The sequence below is a fragment of the Janthinobacterium sp. GW822-FHT07A03 genome (assembly GCF_058798815.1).
Window position 1 is genome coordinate 58,395 of the sequence record NZ_JBXAKW010000011.1, and the last position, 19,283, is coordinate 77,677.

A 19,283-nucleotide genomic window follows, 5' to 3' on the forward strand; every position below is an offset into this window, starting at 1 on the left:
CACCAGGCGTTTCTCTTGCTTGCCTGGGTACTCATCTGCTGGAGATACATTCAGCGGTTTTGTTAGGCGTTCTTATACTGGTATGAATACCTAAGCTAGATGATCATCTAGCGGAAGAACGGCACGGAAGCAGTCAATTTGTGTAAGTCTTAGCAATAACATCTCAAAGATTTCAATTGTGGGAGTGCGCTCACCGTGCATTAACTTTGCGGTGGCATCTGCAAGAGTAAATTCACCTTGTAACCCGGCCTCGATAAGAGTCAGCACAGCCCCTCTGAGATCATCGGGAAGCTCTAGCTTATCCCAGTCTGCTCTAGCTTTGTCTAGATTGTCCAAGATCGTTTGATAAGTCCGCTCTTCTTCGGGTGTCTTTCCCTCTTTGCCGTTCCAGTAGGCGTTGATACCCTGAAGCTCTATTAAAGGGTTCGTGAGGCGAGTGAAGGTATTCACCGATTCCAACGGCGCCACTCCTACTCCGGCAATGGAACACCATGCTTGTACCTTCTCGTAAGAAAGAACGGGCATGAGCATATCGAAGCCAGATACGGCGAGGTTTGTCATCCCGAGATTCCGCATAACTGGCAAGATGCAGATCTTGCGCCCTTGGTCCACAGCGGCTCGCCACACTGGCCAACTCTCATCCAGAGCGACAGTCGCACCATCAGTAGCCACTGGAACAGTAATCAGCACGTCTGCTGGTGGCCACAGGGCGGGTATCTCGGCGTCAGCCAACAGATAGACCCCGATCCCCTCAGTGATACTGCACAGTTTTGCCCTAAGCTTTGCCTCCAAAGCCCTGAACTCCGCGTCGTGATACTGGCTCGCAGCCTGTCCGGCCTTATCAAACGCGCTACCCTTGGCAGCTGTCTTTCTGAGGTGCGTCACAAAAGGTGAACGCTTTCTTCCATGAGCTTCGCCGGCCATTGCTTGTAATGTCTCGATAATGCGAAACAGCTCGCCCAGCTCTTTCGGTGATTCGAGAGATAAAACTCCCCAAGGCTCTTCGGCCTGAGTGGCTGAGATACTCTCCAGTAAGTCATTGATCCACGCCAGATATGCAGAGGCACCGTCTGGAAGCACCCGGAACCTACGAACGAGATCTGTGGAGCAACTGAAAAGGATCGACTGCAACCTCGACCATCTCTTCGGTTCAGCTATCGGCTGCGACAACTGTGGTGCAACCAAAGTTTGACAGTTGTCATAGACTCGACCTAAAGCTTCAATTGCGACTGTGTCTGTTTTCCCCCTGAACAGCCCATCGAGAAGCAGCTTCAGGTTCCGGTTGACGAGACGAACAAGGTCAAGGCACTCCGACAAGTACGCCGTATAACTCTCTGTAGCGAGCTGCGCGTTGAGTATGGCCAGCCACTCGCGATTGCGTACCACCTGTGCTGGAGCTGGCACGTTTAACCTAGTCATGCGCTTTTGTGCAAGGGGATGGCCTCCAGTCATAATGCTAATGACGACGCCGTCAGCACCCAACGCGACGCTTGAAACCACGTCAGCTATTGGTGTCAGGGCTAATAATACTTCGCATGTTCGCACCACTTCATTATTGATGTCAGTCTGGCCAGCCGAGGCTACGTGCCAAACGTTTGCTCTAACTTCGTGCCCCTCCTCGCAGGGCGACAAGATCGGAGCGTCGGTCCAGGCAACGTGTTCAGAGAAACGCTGGAACATGGTGGACTGCCCAACGGCATCGACCCAAGCTATTGCCAATGGTCGGTCGACCCGTGCAGCCACTTCGAGGAACGCAACTACATCCTGAAAATCAGCGGTAACAAGGGGGGGAGTGAGCCGAGCCAATTCGGCCAGATGTTCCTGTGGAATGACCTGCCCCACCAGTGCAGCAAGGCATGGGGTTAAATCTCGAATTTCGCCAGCGGCCTTCAGAACCCGCCGCAGATCGCTGGGGGCCAACAGCGTCAGGAAGTGGGCTGTCAGGCCAGTGGCACTTATTTTAGATCGAATCTCCGTGAAACGACGGGTTGCCAGTACCATCGGTCCGATGTCTGGCGGCTCAATGTCTCCAATCGCAAAACTGGCAGGCATCCCTTGCAGCGACTTCGCCATAGTCTGCGCTTCAGGAGTGCCCTGCCACAAACGGATGACCCGATATGCGTTTGCATGATCCAAACCCGTCAGGATTGAACTGAACAACTCCGGAGAAGGCGTTGCTTCGAGGCGAAGCGCAAGCGTTTGAATAACTGCCTCGTCACCCCTATCGTATTTTGAGAGGGTGCGCGCAAGGAACCTAGCTAACTCGCCTACTGGTACAAGCCACACTGCAGCTGCGGCCGTCGCTGACAACAACGGCGGTGGAAACTCGTGAGACAGGCGAAGCAGTTCTGTTGACCTTAATTCATGTAGTCCAACAATTCGTCCGTCACTTGTATCCTGCACAAGGTGTTCATCCTTTAGCACTGGTAAGTGCGTGCGAAACCGCCGACGGGAGCTTGCACAAGACCTGAGGTAATTGCGTTATTTCGACGCTACAACCAGTCGCGTTTACGCATGCAACGGCCCTAAGGATGTCAAGTTCATCGTGTCGTGCAACATCGTTCAGCCGGGCGGCAACCTGGGAATGCAGCGTCTCGCTAAGTCGGCGCCCCCGAGTGAGTACATGCGTGTACTCAAGTAGGTGACCAGTGGCAAGGTTCCAAGGCTCTTTCCAGCCCTGCCAAGAGGTTTGCCCTCTATCAAGCAGCTCCCGCCACACTCGTTCCGCCAAGGTGTTGTCGCCCTGAACTTTGACTTGAACGGCGCGATGGCTATCCACCAGCGGATACCTATCCTCCTCTCGTACGGATGCTAGCAGCAAAATCCCAGGATTGTGACCCACCTCGGCAGTCATGGCTGTCCAGCCGTCCGAGAGCCCTCGTCCTACGTCGTCAATGATGAAGCCTACCGGCGCATCGGCGGTTGCGCGCCTGGAGCGGGCCAGTTGCAGCAGCGACTGCACTGCTGATGCCGGTAGGTAGCGAACTTGAAACCAACGGACCGCATGACGGCTAGCGTAGGCAGCCTCCCAGAGCGCCGCAGACTTTCCGGAGCCAGAAACACCATAAATGAGCACGTTGCGTCGCCTCTCCAGGCCAGCCAGCACCGCTGAGCGTAGCTCCGGCCGCTCAACGACCAGACCGGCAGCAACGTGTGAGGCTTGTGCATCGACGCCAAGATAAAAGAGCGGATCTGCGTCCGGTGTTAGGAAGTCGACCGCCTCGCAGTAGCCTGCCAATAGCGCCTTTTCGACAACTGCTGACGTCAACAGGGACTGTAGCGCATCCAACCGCTGCTGGACGTCGGATCTTGCAATGTTCCTGAATGTTCCAGGCGCACGCATACCGTTGTCATCAGAGATTCTCCCCACCAAGCCCAGTAGATCTGAAATGTAGATTTCAGCCTCAAAGGGCGTGCAGCCTTGCCAAGTCGAGATAAGGTCAATGGCACTGGATCGAGGATCCGGCAAAACAAGGATCTTGGTTCTTTCGACTATAGCTGCGAGCGACTTGCGGCCCTTCAGCTCTGCGACGATCGCTGGGTATACGGATAGGTCTTGAAGCTGCGCAACTGCACTGCGATGCTCACCGACATTGCTCTCCAACACCAACAGGAAATGGTCATCAGGAGTAACATCTTTCGCGTCCCACATCTTCTTGATGAAAACGGCGGCCGAACGGGCGGTAAATGGCCCGAGGTGATCACGACGCGATTTTACCTGCCCCAAGGTGCGAGAGCCGCTCGCTCTCAGTTCAAGATCGTCTCCTCCTTCCGGTGTGATCGCCGCGTACTCTGATTGACCAACGAACCCCTGCACAGAGAGGTGGGCCACAACAGCGTCCTGATATCGGAATCCTCTTCCGGCGTGAGACCCAGCTCTTGTCGACAAATCACTTCTCCCTGTACGACGGCCTTGCGGCGCTATTTGTTCTACTGAGCGGCCAACGAGGTACCCAGGTAAAGTGGCTATCGCAAAAAGATATCTTACGATGGCTCCTGCTGACTATCGATAATGGTGGCTTTTCGCTAGCTGAGTCATAAATATTATTTTTTCAACATTGCTGTAATTGCTCAACGAAGCGGAGATAAAAGAACGCATCAAGCTAAGATTAGGACTGAGCACCTTGGTCATTTTTCAGTTCCTTCTAGGTAGTTGGCGTTAGGTTTGCTCAGTAGGCAGGTTGCTCAATATCGCTTTCACTGTATCGATGGGTCGTTGGCCGTGGAAAAAAATTCTCATGAACAATCCATCGGAAAGGCACACTTCATGCGTGCCATTTCCTATAAATACTGCCTTGCCATGGAATCGGTAGGGTTTATCACCGCTCTGTTCCATCTGGGTTACTTCCTTGTTCGTGGCGGGTCTCACTGTTACTCCAACCTCTTGCACCCCGTCTAAAAAATTAGCGATGTTAAGTCCAAGACAAACATTTTTTCTCCCGAAGAGAATATCAAATTTGTGCTCCTCGGAAATGTTCAAATTGAACACCGTGAGTGCCAAAGGAGAAAGCATGCAATCGTTGAGCCTGCGTCGTGGTGACTCTAAACCGACGTCGAACTGATCGAACAACATATTAAAAAGGATATGGCTGTTTCCGTTCCTCGTGTCTTCGGAGTACGCACCGATAAACAGACACTCATCAACGATGTTCCAGCCCCAGCCCTTAGCATCACAGTGCTCAAGAGTGACATTTAATTCTTCATCCCATTTGTCTATGTAAACGTACTCTTCGGGAATAAGTATGAGCTTCTTCGTGTCTGGATCAACTGATTTCCCCTTCTGCATCACCTCAGTGATATGACCCATCCGTTCAGCTTGGCGGAACATCCTCCCTAGTTGATTCACGCCGGATTCGCCGTGTTGCTGTACGAAGTAGTCAAATGCGTGTGAACAATGCGTCTCAAGGTAGAAGTTCATGAAATCCAAAATCTCGTGATTTTTCTTCCCCTCTTTGACCTCAGCGATTGTGAGGCGACCACTCGAATCCATCTTGAGTAAGTCTCCAACTTGCACGAAAGAGGTTAGGTCTGAGATGATGGAAATGCTACCAGGTTCTTTCCTCGCCATCTCCTCGGCACAGTACACGACCGATTCAAAATTGGATTCACTTAAGTTGACTGGCCGATGCCCTTTATAGAAGCGGCGGGCATGGCAGAGCTGTTGTCCGATTAGCTGCCATGCCATTGCATCAGCAATGCCAGTGAACAGAACGTGATGGGAGTCTGTTAGTGGTTCCTCTGACCGAATTAACTCGGTAATTTTTTTCTGAGCCGCATTCATGCCCGCGTGTGAGGCCGTCAAAAAGTTCTTTTGCAGTTCTGGATTTCCTTTGAAGCTTTTTCCATGCAGCTCGGGCCATACGGATTCTGAACCTTTACATGCAAGTTTGTGTAGGTCGCGTGCTAAACCCTCCACCTCTGGCCGAAGAGATACCGGATGCAATGACGTCTTGGGGTCGTATGACTCTTTCTTTTTCTTCTTGCTATTCATGCGAGATGTCTTTGCAAGAGGTGGTAGATTATTACTCTACCGTAGATTATAGGCGTGGCAAGGGGGGCTTGGCTTTGAAAATATCTTGCAATCACATCTTCATGCGTGGTGCCGCCATCTTCATCGTTGGAGCCTGCTGCGGTGCTGTGGACGCCGGAGCTGCTGGTTGCCCTTTGGCAGCCCTTGCCGATTGCTGCAGTAATCCCCCCCATTTTTAGTGCACTCTAAAAATAGAAGTTAAGTGTTTAGTTTCGTGTGATCATATTCCTCGTCGCAGTATGGCCCTGTTCCGTGCCAGAGCCGTGCTTGACGAGTTGATTGGCGGTTCGCCACGGAGATCGTCCCACCGGTTGCAGCACATCGCATAAACTTCAGTCCATGAGCTCACGCATTCATCCCCAAGCCCGTACCACCCCGAAAATCCGCCAGGAAATCAAGGACTCCGGCCAGTCCGACCGCTAGGCCGCCAAGGATGCCGACAAGACATATGCTTCGCGTGCCCATCGGACTTGGTTGCGCAGCCGTGGCATCGCTCCAAGCATAGCCCAGTACTGCATCGAGTCGCGCGAACGCCTAGGTAAATGGCGCTGGGTGGTCGAACGCACGCGGGGATGGCTGCACCGCTTCCGCCGATGACGCATCCGCCACGAACGCCGTGCCGATATCCATCAGGCATTCCTCTCGCTTGCCTGCATACTCATCTGTTGGAGATACATTCGGCGGTTTTGTTAGGTGTTCTTAATCTTTATTTATAGCACTCAAAAAATTTGGGGCATACTTTTTACCCCGCTACTGTAAACGGCAAAGGGATCGACGCCATGCTTGTGCGATCCGCCTGCGTCTCGGGATGGAGTTTTACGAGTTGCCTTTGTTGCAACTCGTCCTGGCTTGGGCCAAACCGAACTACGACCTTGTTTAGTCGGAGCTTGGCTCTTGTAGAAAGTTCGACAACATGTACGCCTGTCGCGTCAGTGTGCGCTTTTGATGCAGATGTCCCTTGGATGCGTTCGTACTTTACTTTTCCTGATAGCTCAAGTTGACTCTTAAGCAGGCATTTTTCGATGAGGTGCACGCAAAATCGATTCAGCAGATAGGCCTTGCCGAAATGTTTTCCGCGATGAACAAGTTTTACACTTCCCGTTCCACTACGGATCTGTGCCAATACTTTCGAAACCACTTTGGGTTGATCGGCGAGAGTCGCGCAAATACGTTCGCATTCAGTATCGATCAAATCATAGATCGAGCCGGTGCTCCAAGTCGCATAGAGGCGGCTCTGCTGCTCAAGTGTTTCCAGTTCTGGCATTACATAGGCGAGCTCTTTTGTAATTGCGTCCACGCCATGCTTTAACTCCTCGATAAACAACAGCGGATGGTCGAACCTTGTTATGAGCCTTAGGACATCCTGTAATGCGCCATCTCCACCTCCAAATACGCCCACGTTCCATTCCATTGTTGGCTTATTGCGCAGGTCATCATCCTTCCAGAATGGCTCTCCTTTTAAACTTTTAGGATCGTTTTCTGTGCCGTCAATTAGGTGTGTGCGTTCGCTTCCCATCCCGACTGCTAAGATAATGTAGTCCGGTTCAAAGCTTGGATTGGTACCGATGGTGATTTTTGGCGACTTCACCCGAGCACCTGCTGACGTGAGACGTGAATGTGCGTTGACAAATTTTTTTACGTAGCTCGTGATATCACTCTTAACACAATCATAAATTACTTGGCGATAAACACCTCCAGTTGGCAGGGACGCATACCAAGCAGCAAGGTCCTTTGTTAGATCATGAGCTGAAATAGGAGTAGTTGCGTTCCACGTTGGAGTTAAATCTAACGACTCCCCAATAACATTTTTTGTTGGTGGATATGATTGGGAGCCAGATAGCACGCTCGGCCATTCATACATAAAAGGGCCAACCATTCGCTTATGTACACCATGCTGCAGTTGAAATGGATCTGGATTGGTTTCCACTACCAGAGCTTTCAAACCGAGTGACGTGGCACATACTGCGGCTGCAATACCGGCGACACCGGCGCCGACGATTAGGACTTGCGTGCACGACGGATCGCAGCGCTTCAGGTCGCGAATCAGTAATTGCGCGCGTACAATTTGGTCTCGCATGCTCGCATAGACCATACCTGAGGAAATGTCAAACGTGCGTGCAGCGCATTTGTTTGCGAGAAGGGCCAAACCATTCCCGGTTCGTTCTGATGAGGTGGTTATCATAGTTAGATTGCTTCAAGTAACTGGTTGAAGTTATCTTCGGAAATGGCGAAGAGGAATGGGTGCGAAAGCACTTCCCGAAATCCACTGCCGCCCAAATCGCCCAGCTCATTTGGTCCGCCATCACCGGGCGGCGGGCGCCTCTGATTGTCGTTTGCCTGGAGTCTTTCTCGCGCAGTTTTGGCTGGTGCGCTATCTAAGAATGCATCGGTAATTAAGACATCTTGGTATTCGCCAAGCTCAACAAAACCGATCTCGACAAGCGTTCTAAGAACTTGTCGAGCCAAAACATCCCAATGTTCGTTTGGCGGGCGTTCGGAGTGAACATCAATCCAAGTACGCACTTCGCTAACTTTAATCTTGCGCCGGCCATCTGCAGACAAGTCAGCTACAGCGTCGATGAATTCTTTTTCCCGGCTCAAGGCAGTCCTTCAATGTTGTTTAACATGCTGAAAATTGCGAACTTTGCATATTTTACAATTCGGTTCATATTCGAGTAGACTTCTTGAGAAATCTGAAAATGCCTAATCTTTGCATCATTGAATCTAAATTGCAAAAAAATAAATTCAAATCTGGCTCTAATTTTCCACTTCATAGTACCTCAAATTCCAAATTAAATGTTGCACTCTTTGTTGTAGGATGGGGTGATAGTTTATCAATCTATCTCGGGCAAGAAATGGCATTTCTCATTAAGATTCGTGCTTGGCTTGGAAGAAATAAAGTATTTTTTGAGGTGGCCGCATCAGTTTTAATTGCGTTCGCGTTCTTCATTGTTTCGCGGTCTGCACTGCAAGTTAGTGAGCGCACTCTTGTTTCCACTGAGGTCGGCGCACTACCACATTTTTCGCTTTCAAAGCAAGCTCGCACGGATCAAAAAACAGGAAAGTTTGTCGAAGAAACGCTAGTTCTCAATAATCATGGAGCTCCTGTTTCTAACGTATCGTAGACGGTTCGAACGTTCCTCACTTTCGAGCAATATGGGAAAAATTCTATAATTACATACGTTGTTTATGACAACTCGATTTGTTCACATTTTCGACTAACCCATTGAATATAAAAGAGTAATCTTGCCCCTATAGATACACTGCGTTCATGAACAATTGCTTTTGCTAGAAGCAGTGCAATAGAGAGAATGATCAGCTAAAGCCATCCTCGCTTCCGTCCAGAAGGGCGCAATCAGCGCCTCTTCTACACGCCATAAAAGATCTCAAATCATCACCCTGTCGCTGGATCAGATTTCCATGGCACCATTCCTCTGTGCATCAGTTTTTTGCACGCAAAAAACTTCTTTTTTCATTGAACGGGTGCTCAGCACCGCCAACTTGGAGCATAACCTCGAGGCCGCATGCTTATACACAAGTCTGACCTCGCCATGTGGCAACACGAAATAGTCGTTTAAGTCGACTTGTTGCTCCATCAACCGCAGCGCTTCGCCCAGCTTGTGAGCTTGGCTTCGCGTTCTTGGTCAGCATACAGGCTAGCTTTGATCATGAGTAGAGTGGGCATAATCGGTGCCCCGCCATCATGCAATAACCGGGCTGTTTTTTCGAGGTACCCTACCGATTTAAGCGAACTCGAAGCCTACGTGCCCGATCCTTAAATGCATCGGGGCCCCCTTCCAAGATATCGCATACTGCCAGTCGGATGTGCTCCTCTTCTAGTCCTCCCGAGGTGTACGTTATTTCTGGCAATGATTGCGAAGAACTGATGCCCGAAGACGCGATGATGACCTGATCAGCATCGGTATTGATAACCAAATTCGCGTTGTGCGTAACCATTATGATTTGACGTCTCGTTTTCGCGGTCAGAAATAGCCCTACTAAATCGTCGTAGATTGATTTAGGATCCAGATTTTCCTCTGGCTGATCAATTATAAGAGGACGGGTGTCAGTATCATCTAGGGACAAGTAAAGAAGTAACAAGACAATTCCCCGCGTCCCAGGCGACAACTTACGAATATCAATCGAATCGTAGTTGACGTGATAACGAACAACTATGTGATCTGTACTATAGAGCCACTTGGCAAAGCGTTTTGTCCAAGCACGATACTCAACAGGGTCCGTTTTGGACACGGTTGCGTGTTCGAGTAAACCGGACTGGTACTCGTCGCGAAATTCCTTCATCGCCGTAACTACTTCACCTGAAGTTCCATTTTCCCATTGAACTTTCAAACGCGTTCTCGCGGCCTCAATAAGAGCCCCGCGGCCTCGAAACGGCCCTTGTTTCCTCAAATCGAGCAATTCCTCTCCCTCAGCCGCCCACTTTTCCAAATTCGCGACGCGATCGACAGAAAATGATAGCCGGTTCAGAGTCCCTGACGCAGACTCTAACTTTTCGCGAATTGGAGCATACAATTCACGCAGCACTGCCTGCTCTACAATAAGTGCATCGAACACCTTGGAGTACGTTACTTCGCGCTCTATCAATAGGCCGTCTAGGCGGGCTTTCGCTTCCTTAGAATCTTGAAGCTTATCATTAAGCCCCTTCAATAATTCTGTTTCGGCCACAATTTTCGATGATAAAGATTTGAAGCGCTGTGCCACGTCTTTATCGATGCTGATCAACTTTTCTATTCTAAATGTTTCGGCCTCGAGCAAGGCCAAGGTTTGCTTGGACAGATCTGCATCCCAGACAATTAACGGAATATTAGGGTCGCCTGATTGTTCTATCGCCTCGCCGCGCCATGTAGCCATATCTTGTTGCGAACGTTCGATCAACCTTTGGAGAACAGTGTCGACGTCGCCTTTGTACTCCCTCATGAACGCGTCCCACTCATTCGTGGCAATTCCAGATTTAGAATAGGTTTGCTGTAGCTCACGGAGATCTTCCAGAGCACCGTTGGACCGAAAACTTGCAATCTCATCTTGCATCAAAACAAGTTGTTGCTCTCTTGTTTTAAAGAATCTAATATTATTTCGCACTTTTTCGGCGGATGTGCTCAATTCGGTGAGACGTGCCACTCTCTCTTCGCTCCCTTTTGACACCAACTTTAACCTGTCAGCTGTGTGGCGCTTCACTAAATCATCTTTTTCTTTTACCTGCGCAGAAAAGCTAGCTAGCAATTTGTGCTTCTCGATTTCAGCCCCGATTCTTTCAGAAAGCACCGCAAGAGACTGCTCCTCCCTCACTCTAGCAGCACGATGTCTTGCCGAGCGAAGTTCTCGGAAATCTGCGAAGTCAATTGCACCATCCCGATTGGAAACTGGGTGTGCGTCGAAGATCACACGCTCGACTTCTGAAAGCAGCCCATCAGTCATGCCGTCTGACGAACAAAGGTTATCGACAAACTGCTGGGATAGATAGCGAGCACGGGGATAGCTATCGGAAGGCAAGAAGCCGCTACCGTCTAAGTTCCGTTTCGAAATTTCGCCAGTCTTCCATTCCAGCTCTACAGCGCTACCAGCAAGGTGCTCTCTCGCACGGAGAAGAAACGCTTGCTCCGGGATATGATCGGAATGTCCATCGCATCCTGCCGCGATAATGTCAGCTAATGCGGTCTTTCCAGAACCTCGCGCCCCAATGATCGCGACTAAGCCTGCGTTAAGCGGTATTACAGGGGTCATCGCCCAAATAGACGCATCTGTGATCGATATACTAGAGATGGTTTCCGAAGGCGTGGCCATCGGAGGCGGCTCGTCACCGATGTAGGCACGTCCAACGGGATCAATAACGGCTTGGCGCAACGTATCAAAAGTCGCAGCGCCCTTAATCCATGTGTAGCGGTTTCCATCCGGATTGCCCGTTTTGGCAACGGAATGGCCGTCGCTACCGTGAAGGCAAGGTTTGAGATGATCATATACAGCCTTGATACCGTCCGCATCAAGCCCTTTTCTACCTAACCAAAATTCGCGCTGATTTGGATTCGAAGAAAAGATAATGTGAGCGAATCGCTCCAGCTCTCGACGCAGAGTTTGGTCGGCACCACTCTGGAGTGCAGAACTTCCATCACCTTGTCCACCAGCCACTGCAATAAGTATATTCTTTTGCGCCCACGCACTGCTTCGGTACTCTTGGCGAAGTTGTTCAAACGAAACCTTGAAATGCTCGGCACCAACCTTTAACGCCGCATTCTCTGCAATTGTCTCCGGTTTCGCGGCATGCCCTAGTCTAATTAAATCATGGGCTTGACAAACAAAAGTGTCCTCGTATGCTCTAAAAGACAGGCGGGCGAGAAAACGCCCCAGCTCGTCAATATGCCGATCGTCTTCAGGACTAACCAAGAGGTGGATATTTACCCAAGCTTTCGCTGTACCAACGTCTAACCGTAACTCAACATTGGGGAAAATCATCTCGCATTGCGGCAACCGGCCTTTCGCTTTTTCCTTACACACGTTCCGATAAGTATCAAGCATATAATAATCAGTTACAGCGATGACTTTGATTGGGGGCTCAGAATTTTCAAGTGCATCAAGGTAACTAGGCCAATCTCCTTTAAACTGATCATTAAAAATTGTGCCTGGGGCATGCACATGAGGCTCCCAGCGTTGCCAGTTTGCTCCGGAATTAAGAGCGGTCGCCGATTTTCCCACAACAGTCACACATCCCCCTTTTGGTTAGAAATTCTATTTTAGTAAAATTTAAAATATTATTTGCTAATAATTACGTTAAGATCTGCACCGGAAATTGCTTTTACGTAAGTATAGCTAGTCCCCAAAACCGCAAGTTGTTCATCTGTGATCTGTGCCCTAGAAATGGCTGGCTGCACAATATAAAAACCCAGAATCATCTCGTGATCAACGGATTTGTGGCGCGCCAAATCAATATCGTCTATCCTACCTTTAAGCATCCGATCAAATCCCAATACGATTGATTTTTGATACCTACTAATTAGTCGATTAAACAGAGCTTCTCCGGAGTGTATCCATTTGGTCGAGCGGGAAGTTTGACCACATACCACATAGGTGTCATCCACCCTCCCGCCTGGCGTTGCAACCCCATCCTTTGCCACACAATACTTACAATGATACAAGTCTACCTCGATTACGCCAGCACGCACGTTTATTGCGACTAAGTCGGCAATTTCGCCAGCGCCATCATCATTGAAAATGATGGTATATTTTTCTGAAATTTTCTGAAATGTGAAGCCTTGTACGGTATCTAGATCTCTATCCTTTCTCATTGATTCAGCTTGGATTTTGGTCGCTTTCCAGTCCCAGACAGTAAGCAATCTTTGCGGAAGAAGAATATTTAGTGTGGCGGGTGAGTAGTATCTATAGTTTCCAAAGACCATAGACCCATCCTGTTTCAAAAGTTTAATAGGATTCTCATGAAGATACTCGGAAAGATTAATCTCTCCTTGAACAGAGATTTTTAAATCTCCGCACGAATAAGAAAAATCATCCTTAAGCAACCGTAGAGTAATGGTTGACAAAATTATATTTTCCTCAAAATTCTTCTCAAAGAGCAATGGGATTTTTAATTCTGTAGGAGAGGTCAACGTCGGAGGACCTAATTCCAGATCAAGTAAATTGTAAGACACTCCTCCTGTCTTTATAACTATTTTGCTTTCATTCTCGATGAGCAAACTTTCAGGCCAGTCTGCATAAAATAATCCAGCAGGCCAGGTGTCGACTATTTGTTCAGAACGCATAACGTTATTAATTATATTCTTAACATCAATAGTGTCATCATTGAGTTTGATTGCAACTTTATCGCACCAATTTACCCAATCATCTATGGGACCCGAATCCATCTCCCAAATTTTCCCCTTGTGTGAACAGCCTGCGTTGGATTTTTCTCCGTCCAAATAGCCAGCCGCAAAAATATTAGATTTTATAGCGGTGTTGTTTTCGAGATCACCTATAATGGAGTTAATATCTCGTCCCACATGCATCGTAAACCTTATATTTTTTTTATTTCTAGATAGTCCAACATTCTGCAATTTTAAGAGCTTGAATCCATCTAAAGTCCGGAAGGTTTTTTCGCCAGCAATTAACTGAGCGTTTTTGGAAATAAGAGAGCGAAAATTTTTTGCCTGAGCATCATCGCCGGAACAGTGAATAAATAAGGTTGAATTCTTTTCGTGGTAATAAGCCAAATACAAAAACCAGGCCACATTAGATATTTCTGAAGTCTTTGCCCAAGGAACTGAAACATCTGCCCTAGTCACAAGGATAACTAAATTCTTCTTATCACTAACTGAATAAAATTCTACGTCTTCGTTGAAACCTGAAAAATATTGAATATTTCCGGGCAACCAATCATCTCCCCTTAAATTATACGCTCGGGCACTTATATTAGGACTTGGATTTAATGCTAATATAGACTTCCCGCCTTGGTCATCAAACTGCTCTGCAAACTCTTCGCGTAAAATTTCGCGATCAATTTTTTCTTCACTTACTTCCCGAATAATGGCGCTCCAATCAGCACTTTCCTCATAAAGCGCAGCCATTTGAGAGCCCATTTTTTGGTTTGCGATATTCGCGACAAATTTGGCGGTTCCCAGATTATCGTTCACCCGTGTTAATCGCCCAATAAACTGAAGTGTAACAGCCGGAGTTTGATGTTGATCATGAATCGCAGCGATTTTCAGTTCAGGCAAATCGAAGCCTTCTCCCAGCATATCTACACACACAATAATTTTATATTTTTTTAACTTTATATCTCTCAATATTTCATCTTTGTTTTTCACTTTGGAATGAATGAGAATCGAGGGAATTTCGTCAAATTCTTTGTAAATATCGTAGAGCTTTCTTGCTCTTGCCTGAGACTTTGCGCGGACCATCATCAGATGGTCCCTTCCGTCAGCCAAATCCGCCCGTAGGAGTTCAACTGCCTTTTTAGCTATTGCTACATCTCCAAACAGGGGATTGTATTCGCGAACTGGATGAAATTCAATTTCCTTAAAATATCCATCGGCTTGAGCATCCCGCAAAGCATACTGATAAATTATCTTACCATCCAGACTCTTCTTATCTTCTCGGAATGGAGTCGCGGTAAATTGAATACATGGCTTTGCATCAAAAGCCGCCCGAACTTTTGACCACGTATGCGCAGCCACATGATGTGCTTCGTCGAAGATCAAATGTGAACAGAATGATGCTAAAGCTTCTAACTCGGCCTCGGAAAAGTTCTGAAGAGCTTGAGGGGTGGCGATAATTACATTGGCCTCATTCAGAGTCTTTATTTGGTCAACCGTCATCCGTGTGTCGATTTTTCGGATGATAGGTGCTTTGACTTCAGCACTTATTGCTGCCATTGCTCGCAAATTTTTTAACGCGGCTAAACTCCCGCTGATTTGCTCACGCAGTGCGTCTGATGGCACGATCACAAGGGTGCGTGGGAATGGCCCTGCCAGCAATAAAGCCGCGATAGTGTCGGTTTTGCCCGTCCCGGTAGGCATAACGACAGTCACCGGCCCCTCTCTGGAAGAAGAGGTTAAGTGGGCCAGCACGGTATATATCGCACCAAGTTGCGGCCGACGTAGCCCCCTCTGTTCATTTCTGTCACTTGGTTCAACAAAACGAAATGGCTGATCTACCCAGCTTTGGTAAACGGGATTGTTGTCATACATCTGCGGATCAAATGGCATATGGCACCCTGTTATAATTTACACACTACGACATAGTGTGTAATTTTAAGACTGCCATACTAATTAACGGAAAGCAAATTTATTGACCGATTACCATTGATTTGCGAGCTTCCGCGCTGCTTTAGGGCGATGATATCTGATCCTACGAATAAGATGAAAACAGCTAAATTGATACGTAAATCGGCTAGGAAATACTGCAGTAAGGCTATAGGGCACCTCGAATAACTAGAGATTTCGGCGTTGACGGCATGCGCGGTCCCTGAATCAGGCGCGATAAGGCTTCGGCGTGTCGATTCCGCCCGTTTTTGAGGCCGACACCACCAAATTCGGCAGTCCGGACGTACCGCGGGCGTCAGAACGCCCCGACCTTGGCCTCCTTCAGATAGACCAGGCGCTGCAAGTTGTGGGCTGCAACTTTCCAGTTAAGGGCACCTCTAGAAACCTTGGCCAGGACGCCAGCGCTTCGGTAAAATTCTGAGATTGAACCGACCTGCGAGTACCACGATGATGAAGCCCCGGAGCAGCCTGTTTGGCGAGCATGAGCGTGAAGACCGGCGCACAAAGCTTGGCGATCCATTGGTGGGCTTGTCCAAGCACGTCGACTTCGAACCACTGGCCGCCAGCGTCGACGAAGCAGTGTAGTGGTTTAATGTACCCGGACACTGATTTAGGCGAGAATACTCGCCATGGAGCGGTGTTTGATGAGCAAGCAAAGATGTGCTGCATGAGGTGCCCCTGGGGGAGCTGGCGGTACTGGGTATCCAACACTACAAGCAGGGGCGGTGGAGTCATTCAACAAGGCGCTAAATGCGCGCAGCGACGTCAAGCGCGAAATTAACCGCCCAGCCATTCTCAGCGCGTTCAGTCGCGGCGACCTGGTCGAACTCGACAGAAGACGCTGATTGTCCCATTCTCGTGAACTAATTGGGCCAGAATGAACTATGTTTTGCCAGTGGAACGCACCGGAATCGGGCTAAAATGGGCCTTTGGTGAACTAATCGATATCTCTTTTGAACTATTTAGAATTCATTTAACTCTATGATTTTAAATGGTTAAGTCGGAAAATTTTCGAATACACTGCTGGTACGCTTTCTAGAAACAGCTAACGAAGTCCTTCATTATGCAGATTCCGATAACCTAGTTAGGAAGAAGCATCATGAAGATCTTAGTTACGTTGTTTGAAACGCTCGCTGCAATTAACGATCCAGCTACTCAAATGTTTATTTCGCTCTTAGTGGTTCTAGGTGTCGTGGGGTTGGCGTTATACGTGGCATTGCTGGCCATCAAGCGCGGAGGCCCACGATGAGCCGCGGTGCCTTCGCCAAGTTGCCCTCGTCTTGGGTGCGGCAACCGAAACGCCTCCCCGCAGCCGGCGAAGGCACTGTCCCGTACATCGATGAACTGGGAAACAAAGTCTATGTCGAGGGGGGATTGGCCATGCTCCAATGGAGTCAGCACAAAGGCGGCGCCACGGCCGCCCTGCTGATTCTGTTCGCGCTCGCGGTCATCTCCAACAAATCCCAACGCGAGGATGGTTTGCGCAAGGACGATACGATAGCGGCGACGTATCCCGATATCCATGCAATGGTGCCGCTGTCCCGCAAGCTCATCTCGGATGGGTTGGAGCTTTTGGTGATGGTTAAGGCTATCACCAAGGTGCGCGATGGTCGTCGCAACCTCTTCACACTGAACGGTATCGATCAGAACGGACACTGGTGCGCACTGCCTCAATCGCACCTACAGGACGGTCAAGCGCAATTGCGGCGTCTGGGGCATTTCGTCGACCAATTGCGCCGGCCCTCCTCCCTGCACGCGCTTAAACTGTACATGCTGATCCTGCACTTCCGCGATCGCCATACGAACTTCGCGTCGATCGGATACGAGAAAATTCAGAGTTACACCGGTTTGCGTCGCAACGACATCAACACCGCGAAGAACCTTCTGATCTCGATGGAGTTGCTGCGGCTGGTGCGCGATGACGAACATGCGAGACGTCCCAGCGATCCACACCACAACCGCTATGCGGTGTGCGGGTTGAACGTTTTCTGAGTATGGTGAGTTTGGCGGTGGTGCGATGGTGCAGCAGAAGTTCGACCCACCATCAGCACTCCACCACAGTACTTTGATCATGTTGCTATGCCCGCCACGCTCCATTGGCGATACACAGCGCTTCGCTTGCTCTTGGCCAAGCAGGCCCATCTCCAATGTCGCGATTGCGCGTTGCCGGATTTCAAGTTAAGATGATTGCTAAGGCGCCCCGCCTAAGTTCTGGTCAGCTTGAAACGGCATTCAACAACTCAGCACCACCAAGCATCCAACCGTCAAACCAATCCGACTGTTCGATAGCGACAAAATGACCCGCGCGCCCGAACTCACTTGGAGAATGTTATGACGAAGCTTATCAGCGCGGCATCCCACGCCGCATCAAAGTCCGTGGTCCAAAACGGCCAATCCATCAAACGATCGCACCTCCAGGAAGTATTAGCAGCCATGCTGGGTTACCAGACCTATGCAGCCTTCTCAGTCGAAGAAAACGACGACAGCATGGAATATCATCTTGACGACGCCGAGATGCTGGTATTAAACCCTCCCGCGGGCGAGCGGCGGGCCCATGCTCTAAACTTGGCCGCTCCGGGCCTGATTGAAGCGTGCATCGCCGCCTTGCAAAATGTGGCGCCTGTCCGCGTTTACGAGGACCTCGACCAATTCTACAATGACTATGCCCGCGAGAGGCTAGTTGACACGATCACCAACTCCGACGACGTGTCGGCCGCCATGTCGGAAACCAATGCCTATTTCGACTCCGAAGCCAACCTGCCCTATGAGATACCCACTACCGACGACTTGTGGGCAGCACGATCCGAGTGGAGCATCGAGGCCAGCGGCGACATGAATGGAGGACATGACCCCGAAAGCGACCGCATGTTCGCTGGCGACACGCTCAACTGCCGCGGCAAGCTCATATTCGGAAAAGCAGGCCGGGCCGGACTGATCTTCGTAGAGTCCGAAGGCTCAGCTGGCGTAGACGAGAGCTGGCGCGAGCAGGATTTTGAATACAACGACGCCCAAGAGGCCGACTTGGGAATCCCCGAATTTTGATTTTGGATTAGGGGTAGACGGCGGAGCGAAGAGATTTTTTCGAACGTCGACTCCCCACCGAATCAAACCACAGCTCCATGATAGGCGACTTAAATACCTGGCCGCGCCGATAAACGGGTAGATAGCACCGGCGCGCTCGCCGCCGCTGTCTACTCACTACTCAACAAGGCCATCTTTGGCAGTGCTCGGCGCCAGGCCGATCGATTTCTGGTCATGCGTAAATTTCCGCCCAACGATATATTTTTCGTCGTCTAATTCGGGACAGACGCTCATTGTCGTCATGATGATTTGATGAACAACGGTCGAATTGTCCGAGCTACTAGCAATAATACGTTGGAAGTTATAACTGCGATCAGGCTCCATCCCACCGTCCTCGATTCCATCGAGTATCAACAAGCGTGGGTAGCGAAAGTATTCTTTTTGCAAGGATGCTAACAGCAAAGCAAGGTGAAATGCATGGCGCGCGAAAACCATCGAGCTTGCTGAAAAATGTGCCTGACCATCAATTGTCACCCGGTTCGCAGCAAAATCTATTCCGATATTCGCAGCTTCTGAAAACTCAGTTTGCCGGTCAAAATCCATTTTCAGAATTCGTTTAAAATTGTTGGGCCCGGGCGTGAGCGCGTTGCTGCGGGCCGATACGGTTTCCGCGCGACGCAATCCCGAATCGCCCATCAACAGCAGCATCGTGAGGGCGATCCGGTCCCGCCCGCTGTCGGCTTGCTGGGCACATCGCTCTAGCGCCGCGATCAAGACTTTCCAAGCCTCGGCCGTCATCGCCATGTCTACCTGGATCGGGTCGGTCTCGATATCGACCTCGGGACCTTTTGACCGCCAGCCAGGGATTGCCTCCTGGGTAGCTGTGTAGGAAATCTTTCCGAGTATTGGCATTGCGGCTGTGAATCTTTTAGACGCGGGCTTTCGCCTTCTTCCATTGACATCCT

13 protein-coding genes and 1 pseudogene are annotated in these 19,283 nt (G+C 49.6%); 6 read left to right on the forward strand and 8 right to left on the reverse strand.

Translation table 11 applies throughout. The annotated features are described in order from the left end of the window. Positions 1-90 precede the first annotated feature (90 nt). From AC1RJW_RS26380 to AC1RJW_RS26390, 3 genes are all read right to left on the reverse strand, one after another. Positions 91-2,073 (reverse strand): hypothetical protein, encoded by a 1,983-nt coding sequence (locus tag AC1RJW_RS26380; protein ID WP_493047541.1) that lies wholly within the window; start codon positions 2,071-2,073, stop codon positions 91-93. Positions 2,074-2,410: 337 nt separating this feature from the next. Continuing rightward, entirely contained in the window at positions 2,411-3,832 is a 1,422-nt protein-coding gene (locus AC1RJW_RS26385) for a hypothetical protein (RefSeq protein ID WP_493047542.1), read from the reverse strand. Between the two features lie 327 nt (positions 3,833-4,159). Further along, on the reverse strand, positions 4,160-5,491 hold the full coding sequence (locus tag AC1RJW_RS26390; protein WP_493047543.1) for a hypothetical protein: 1,332 nt from the start codon (positions 5,489-5,491) through the stop codon (positions 4,160-4,162). 474 nt (positions 5,492-5,965) lie between these two features. Here AC1RJW_RS26390 and AC1RJW_RS26395 point away from each other — a divergent pair. Continuing rightward, a pseudogene (locus AC1RJW_RS26395) lies at positions 5,966-6,223 on the forward strand (transposase); the annotation flags it as partial. Between the two features lie 49 nt (positions 6,224-6,272). On the opposite strand, the gene AC1RJW_RS26400 reads toward AC1RJW_RS26395, so the two are convergent. Both AC1RJW_RS26400 and AC1RJW_RS26405 read right to left on the reverse strand, forming a co-directional pair. Next, positions 6,273-7,712 (reverse strand): hypothetical protein, encoded by a 1,440-nt coding sequence (locus tag AC1RJW_RS26400; protein ID WP_493047544.1) that lies wholly within the window; start codon positions 7,710-7,712, stop codon positions 6,273-6,275. A 2-nt stretch (positions 7,713-7,714) separates the two neighbouring features. Continuing rightward, the gene (locus AC1RJW_RS26405) at positions 7,715-8,131 is read right to left on the reverse strand and encodes a hypothetical protein (RefSeq protein ID WP_493047545.1); all 417 of its coding nucleotides are present in this window, start codon (positions 8,129-8,131) and stop codon (positions 7,715-7,717) included. 83 nt (positions 8,132-8,214) lie between these two features. Between AC1RJW_RS26405 and AC1RJW_RS26410 the strand changes: the two genes are divergently transcribed. After that, positions 8,215-8,655 carry a hypothetical protein gene (locus AC1RJW_RS26410; RefSeq protein ID WP_493047547.1) on the forward strand — a complete coding sequence of 147 codons (441 nt, stop codon included), beginning with the start codon at positions 8,215-8,217 and terminating at the stop codon, positions 8,653-8,655. 610 nt (positions 8,656-9,265) lie between these two features. Here the strand turns inward: AC1RJW_RS26410 and AC1RJW_RS26415 are convergent. Both AC1RJW_RS26415 and AC1RJW_RS26420 read right to left on the reverse strand, forming a co-directional pair. After that, positions 9,266-12,247: a TrlF family AAA-like ATPase gene (locus AC1RJW_RS26415; RefSeq protein ID WP_493047548.1), complete on the reverse strand. Its 2,982-nt coding sequence runs from the start codon at positions 12,245-12,247 to the stop codon at positions 9,266-9,268. A gap of 47 nt (positions 12,248-12,294) precedes the next feature. Beyond that, positions 12,295-15,240 carry a DEAD/DEAH box helicase gene (locus AC1RJW_RS26420; RefSeq protein WP_493047549.1) on the reverse strand — a complete coding sequence of 982 codons (2,946 nt, stop codon included), beginning with the start codon at positions 15,238-15,240 and terminating at the stop codon, positions 12,295-12,297. Positions 15,241-15,744: 504 nt separating this feature from the next. Between AC1RJW_RS26420 and AC1RJW_RS26425 the strand changes: the two genes are divergently transcribed. The 4 genes from AC1RJW_RS26425 (at position 15,745) to AC1RJW_RS26440 (ending at position 18,339) form a co-directional block, all read left to right on the forward strand. Next, complete coding sequence (locus tag AC1RJW_RS26425; RefSeq protein ID WP_493047550.1) at positions 15,745-15,882, forward strand: hypothetical protein; 138 nt, start codon at positions 15,745-15,747, stop codon at positions 15,880-15,882. A gap of 514 nt (positions 15,883-16,396) precedes the next feature. Then, positions 16,397-16,546: a hypothetical protein gene (locus AC1RJW_RS26430; protein WP_493047551.1), complete on the forward strand. Its 150-nt coding sequence runs from the start codon at positions 16,397-16,399 to the stop codon at positions 16,544-16,546. Next, complete coding sequence (locus tag AC1RJW_RS26435; RefSeq protein WP_493047552.1) at positions 16,543-17,289, forward strand: hypothetical protein; 747 nt, start codon at positions 16,543-16,545, stop codon at positions 17,287-17,289. The genes AC1RJW_RS26430 and AC1RJW_RS26435 overlap by 4 nt, the downstream gene beginning before the upstream one ends. Before the next feature lie 339 nt (positions 17,290-17,628). After that, a complete protein-coding gene (locus AC1RJW_RS26440) occupies positions 17,629-18,339 on the forward strand; it encodes a hypothetical protein (RefSeq protein ID WP_493047553.1) in 711 nt (236 codons plus the stop codon). A 156-nt stretch (positions 18,340-18,495) separates the two neighbouring features. Here AC1RJW_RS26440 and AC1RJW_RS26445 read toward each other — a convergent pair whose 3' ends face one another. Continuing rightward, positions 18,496-19,230 (reverse strand): hypothetical protein, encoded by a 735-nt coding sequence (locus AC1RJW_RS26445; protein WP_493047554.1) that lies wholly within the window; start codon positions 19,228-19,230, stop codon positions 18,496-18,498. Between the last annotated feature and the right edge of the window lie 53 nt (positions 19,231-19,283).

Excerpts from the sequence above, each read along its gene's own strand:
- AC1RJW_RS26445 (WP_493047554.1), bottom strand. The coding sequence starts at position 19,230 with ATGCCAATACTCGGAAAGATTTCCTACACAGCTACCCAGGAGGCAATC.
- AC1RJW_RS26380 (WP_493047541.1), bottom strand. The coding sequence starts at position 2,073 with ATGGCGAAGTCGCTGCAAGGGATGCCTGCCAGTTTTGCGATTGGAGAC.
- AC1RJW_RS26430 (WP_493047551.1), top strand. The coding sequence starts at position 16,397 with ATGAAGATCTTAGTTACGTTGTTTGAAACGCTCGCTGCAATTAACGAT.
- AC1RJW_RS26425 (WP_493047550.1), top strand. The coding sequence starts at position 15,745 with ATGATGAAGCCCCGGAGCAGCCTGTTTGGCGAGCATGAGCGTGAAGAC.
- AC1RJW_RS26435 (WP_493047552.1), top strand. The coding sequence starts at position 16,543 with ATGAGCCGCGGTGCCTTCGCCAAGTTGCCCTCGTCTTGGGTGCGGCAA.
- AC1RJW_RS26440 (WP_493047553.1), top strand. The coding sequence starts at position 17,629 with ATGACGAAGCTTATCAGCGCGGCATCCCACGCCGCATCAAAGTCCGTG.
- AC1RJW_RS26400 (WP_493047544.1), bottom strand. The coding sequence starts at position 7,712 with ATGATAACCACCTCATCAGAACGAACCGGGAATGGTTTGGCCCTTCTC.
- AC1RJW_RS26420 (WP_493047549.1), bottom strand. The coding sequence starts at position 15,240 with ATGCCATTTGATCCGCAGATGTATGACAACAATCCCGTTTACCAAAGC.
- AC1RJW_RS26390 (WP_493047543.1), bottom strand. The coding sequence starts at position 5,491 with ATGAATAGCAAGAAGAAAAAGAAAGAGTCATACGACCCCAAGACGTCA.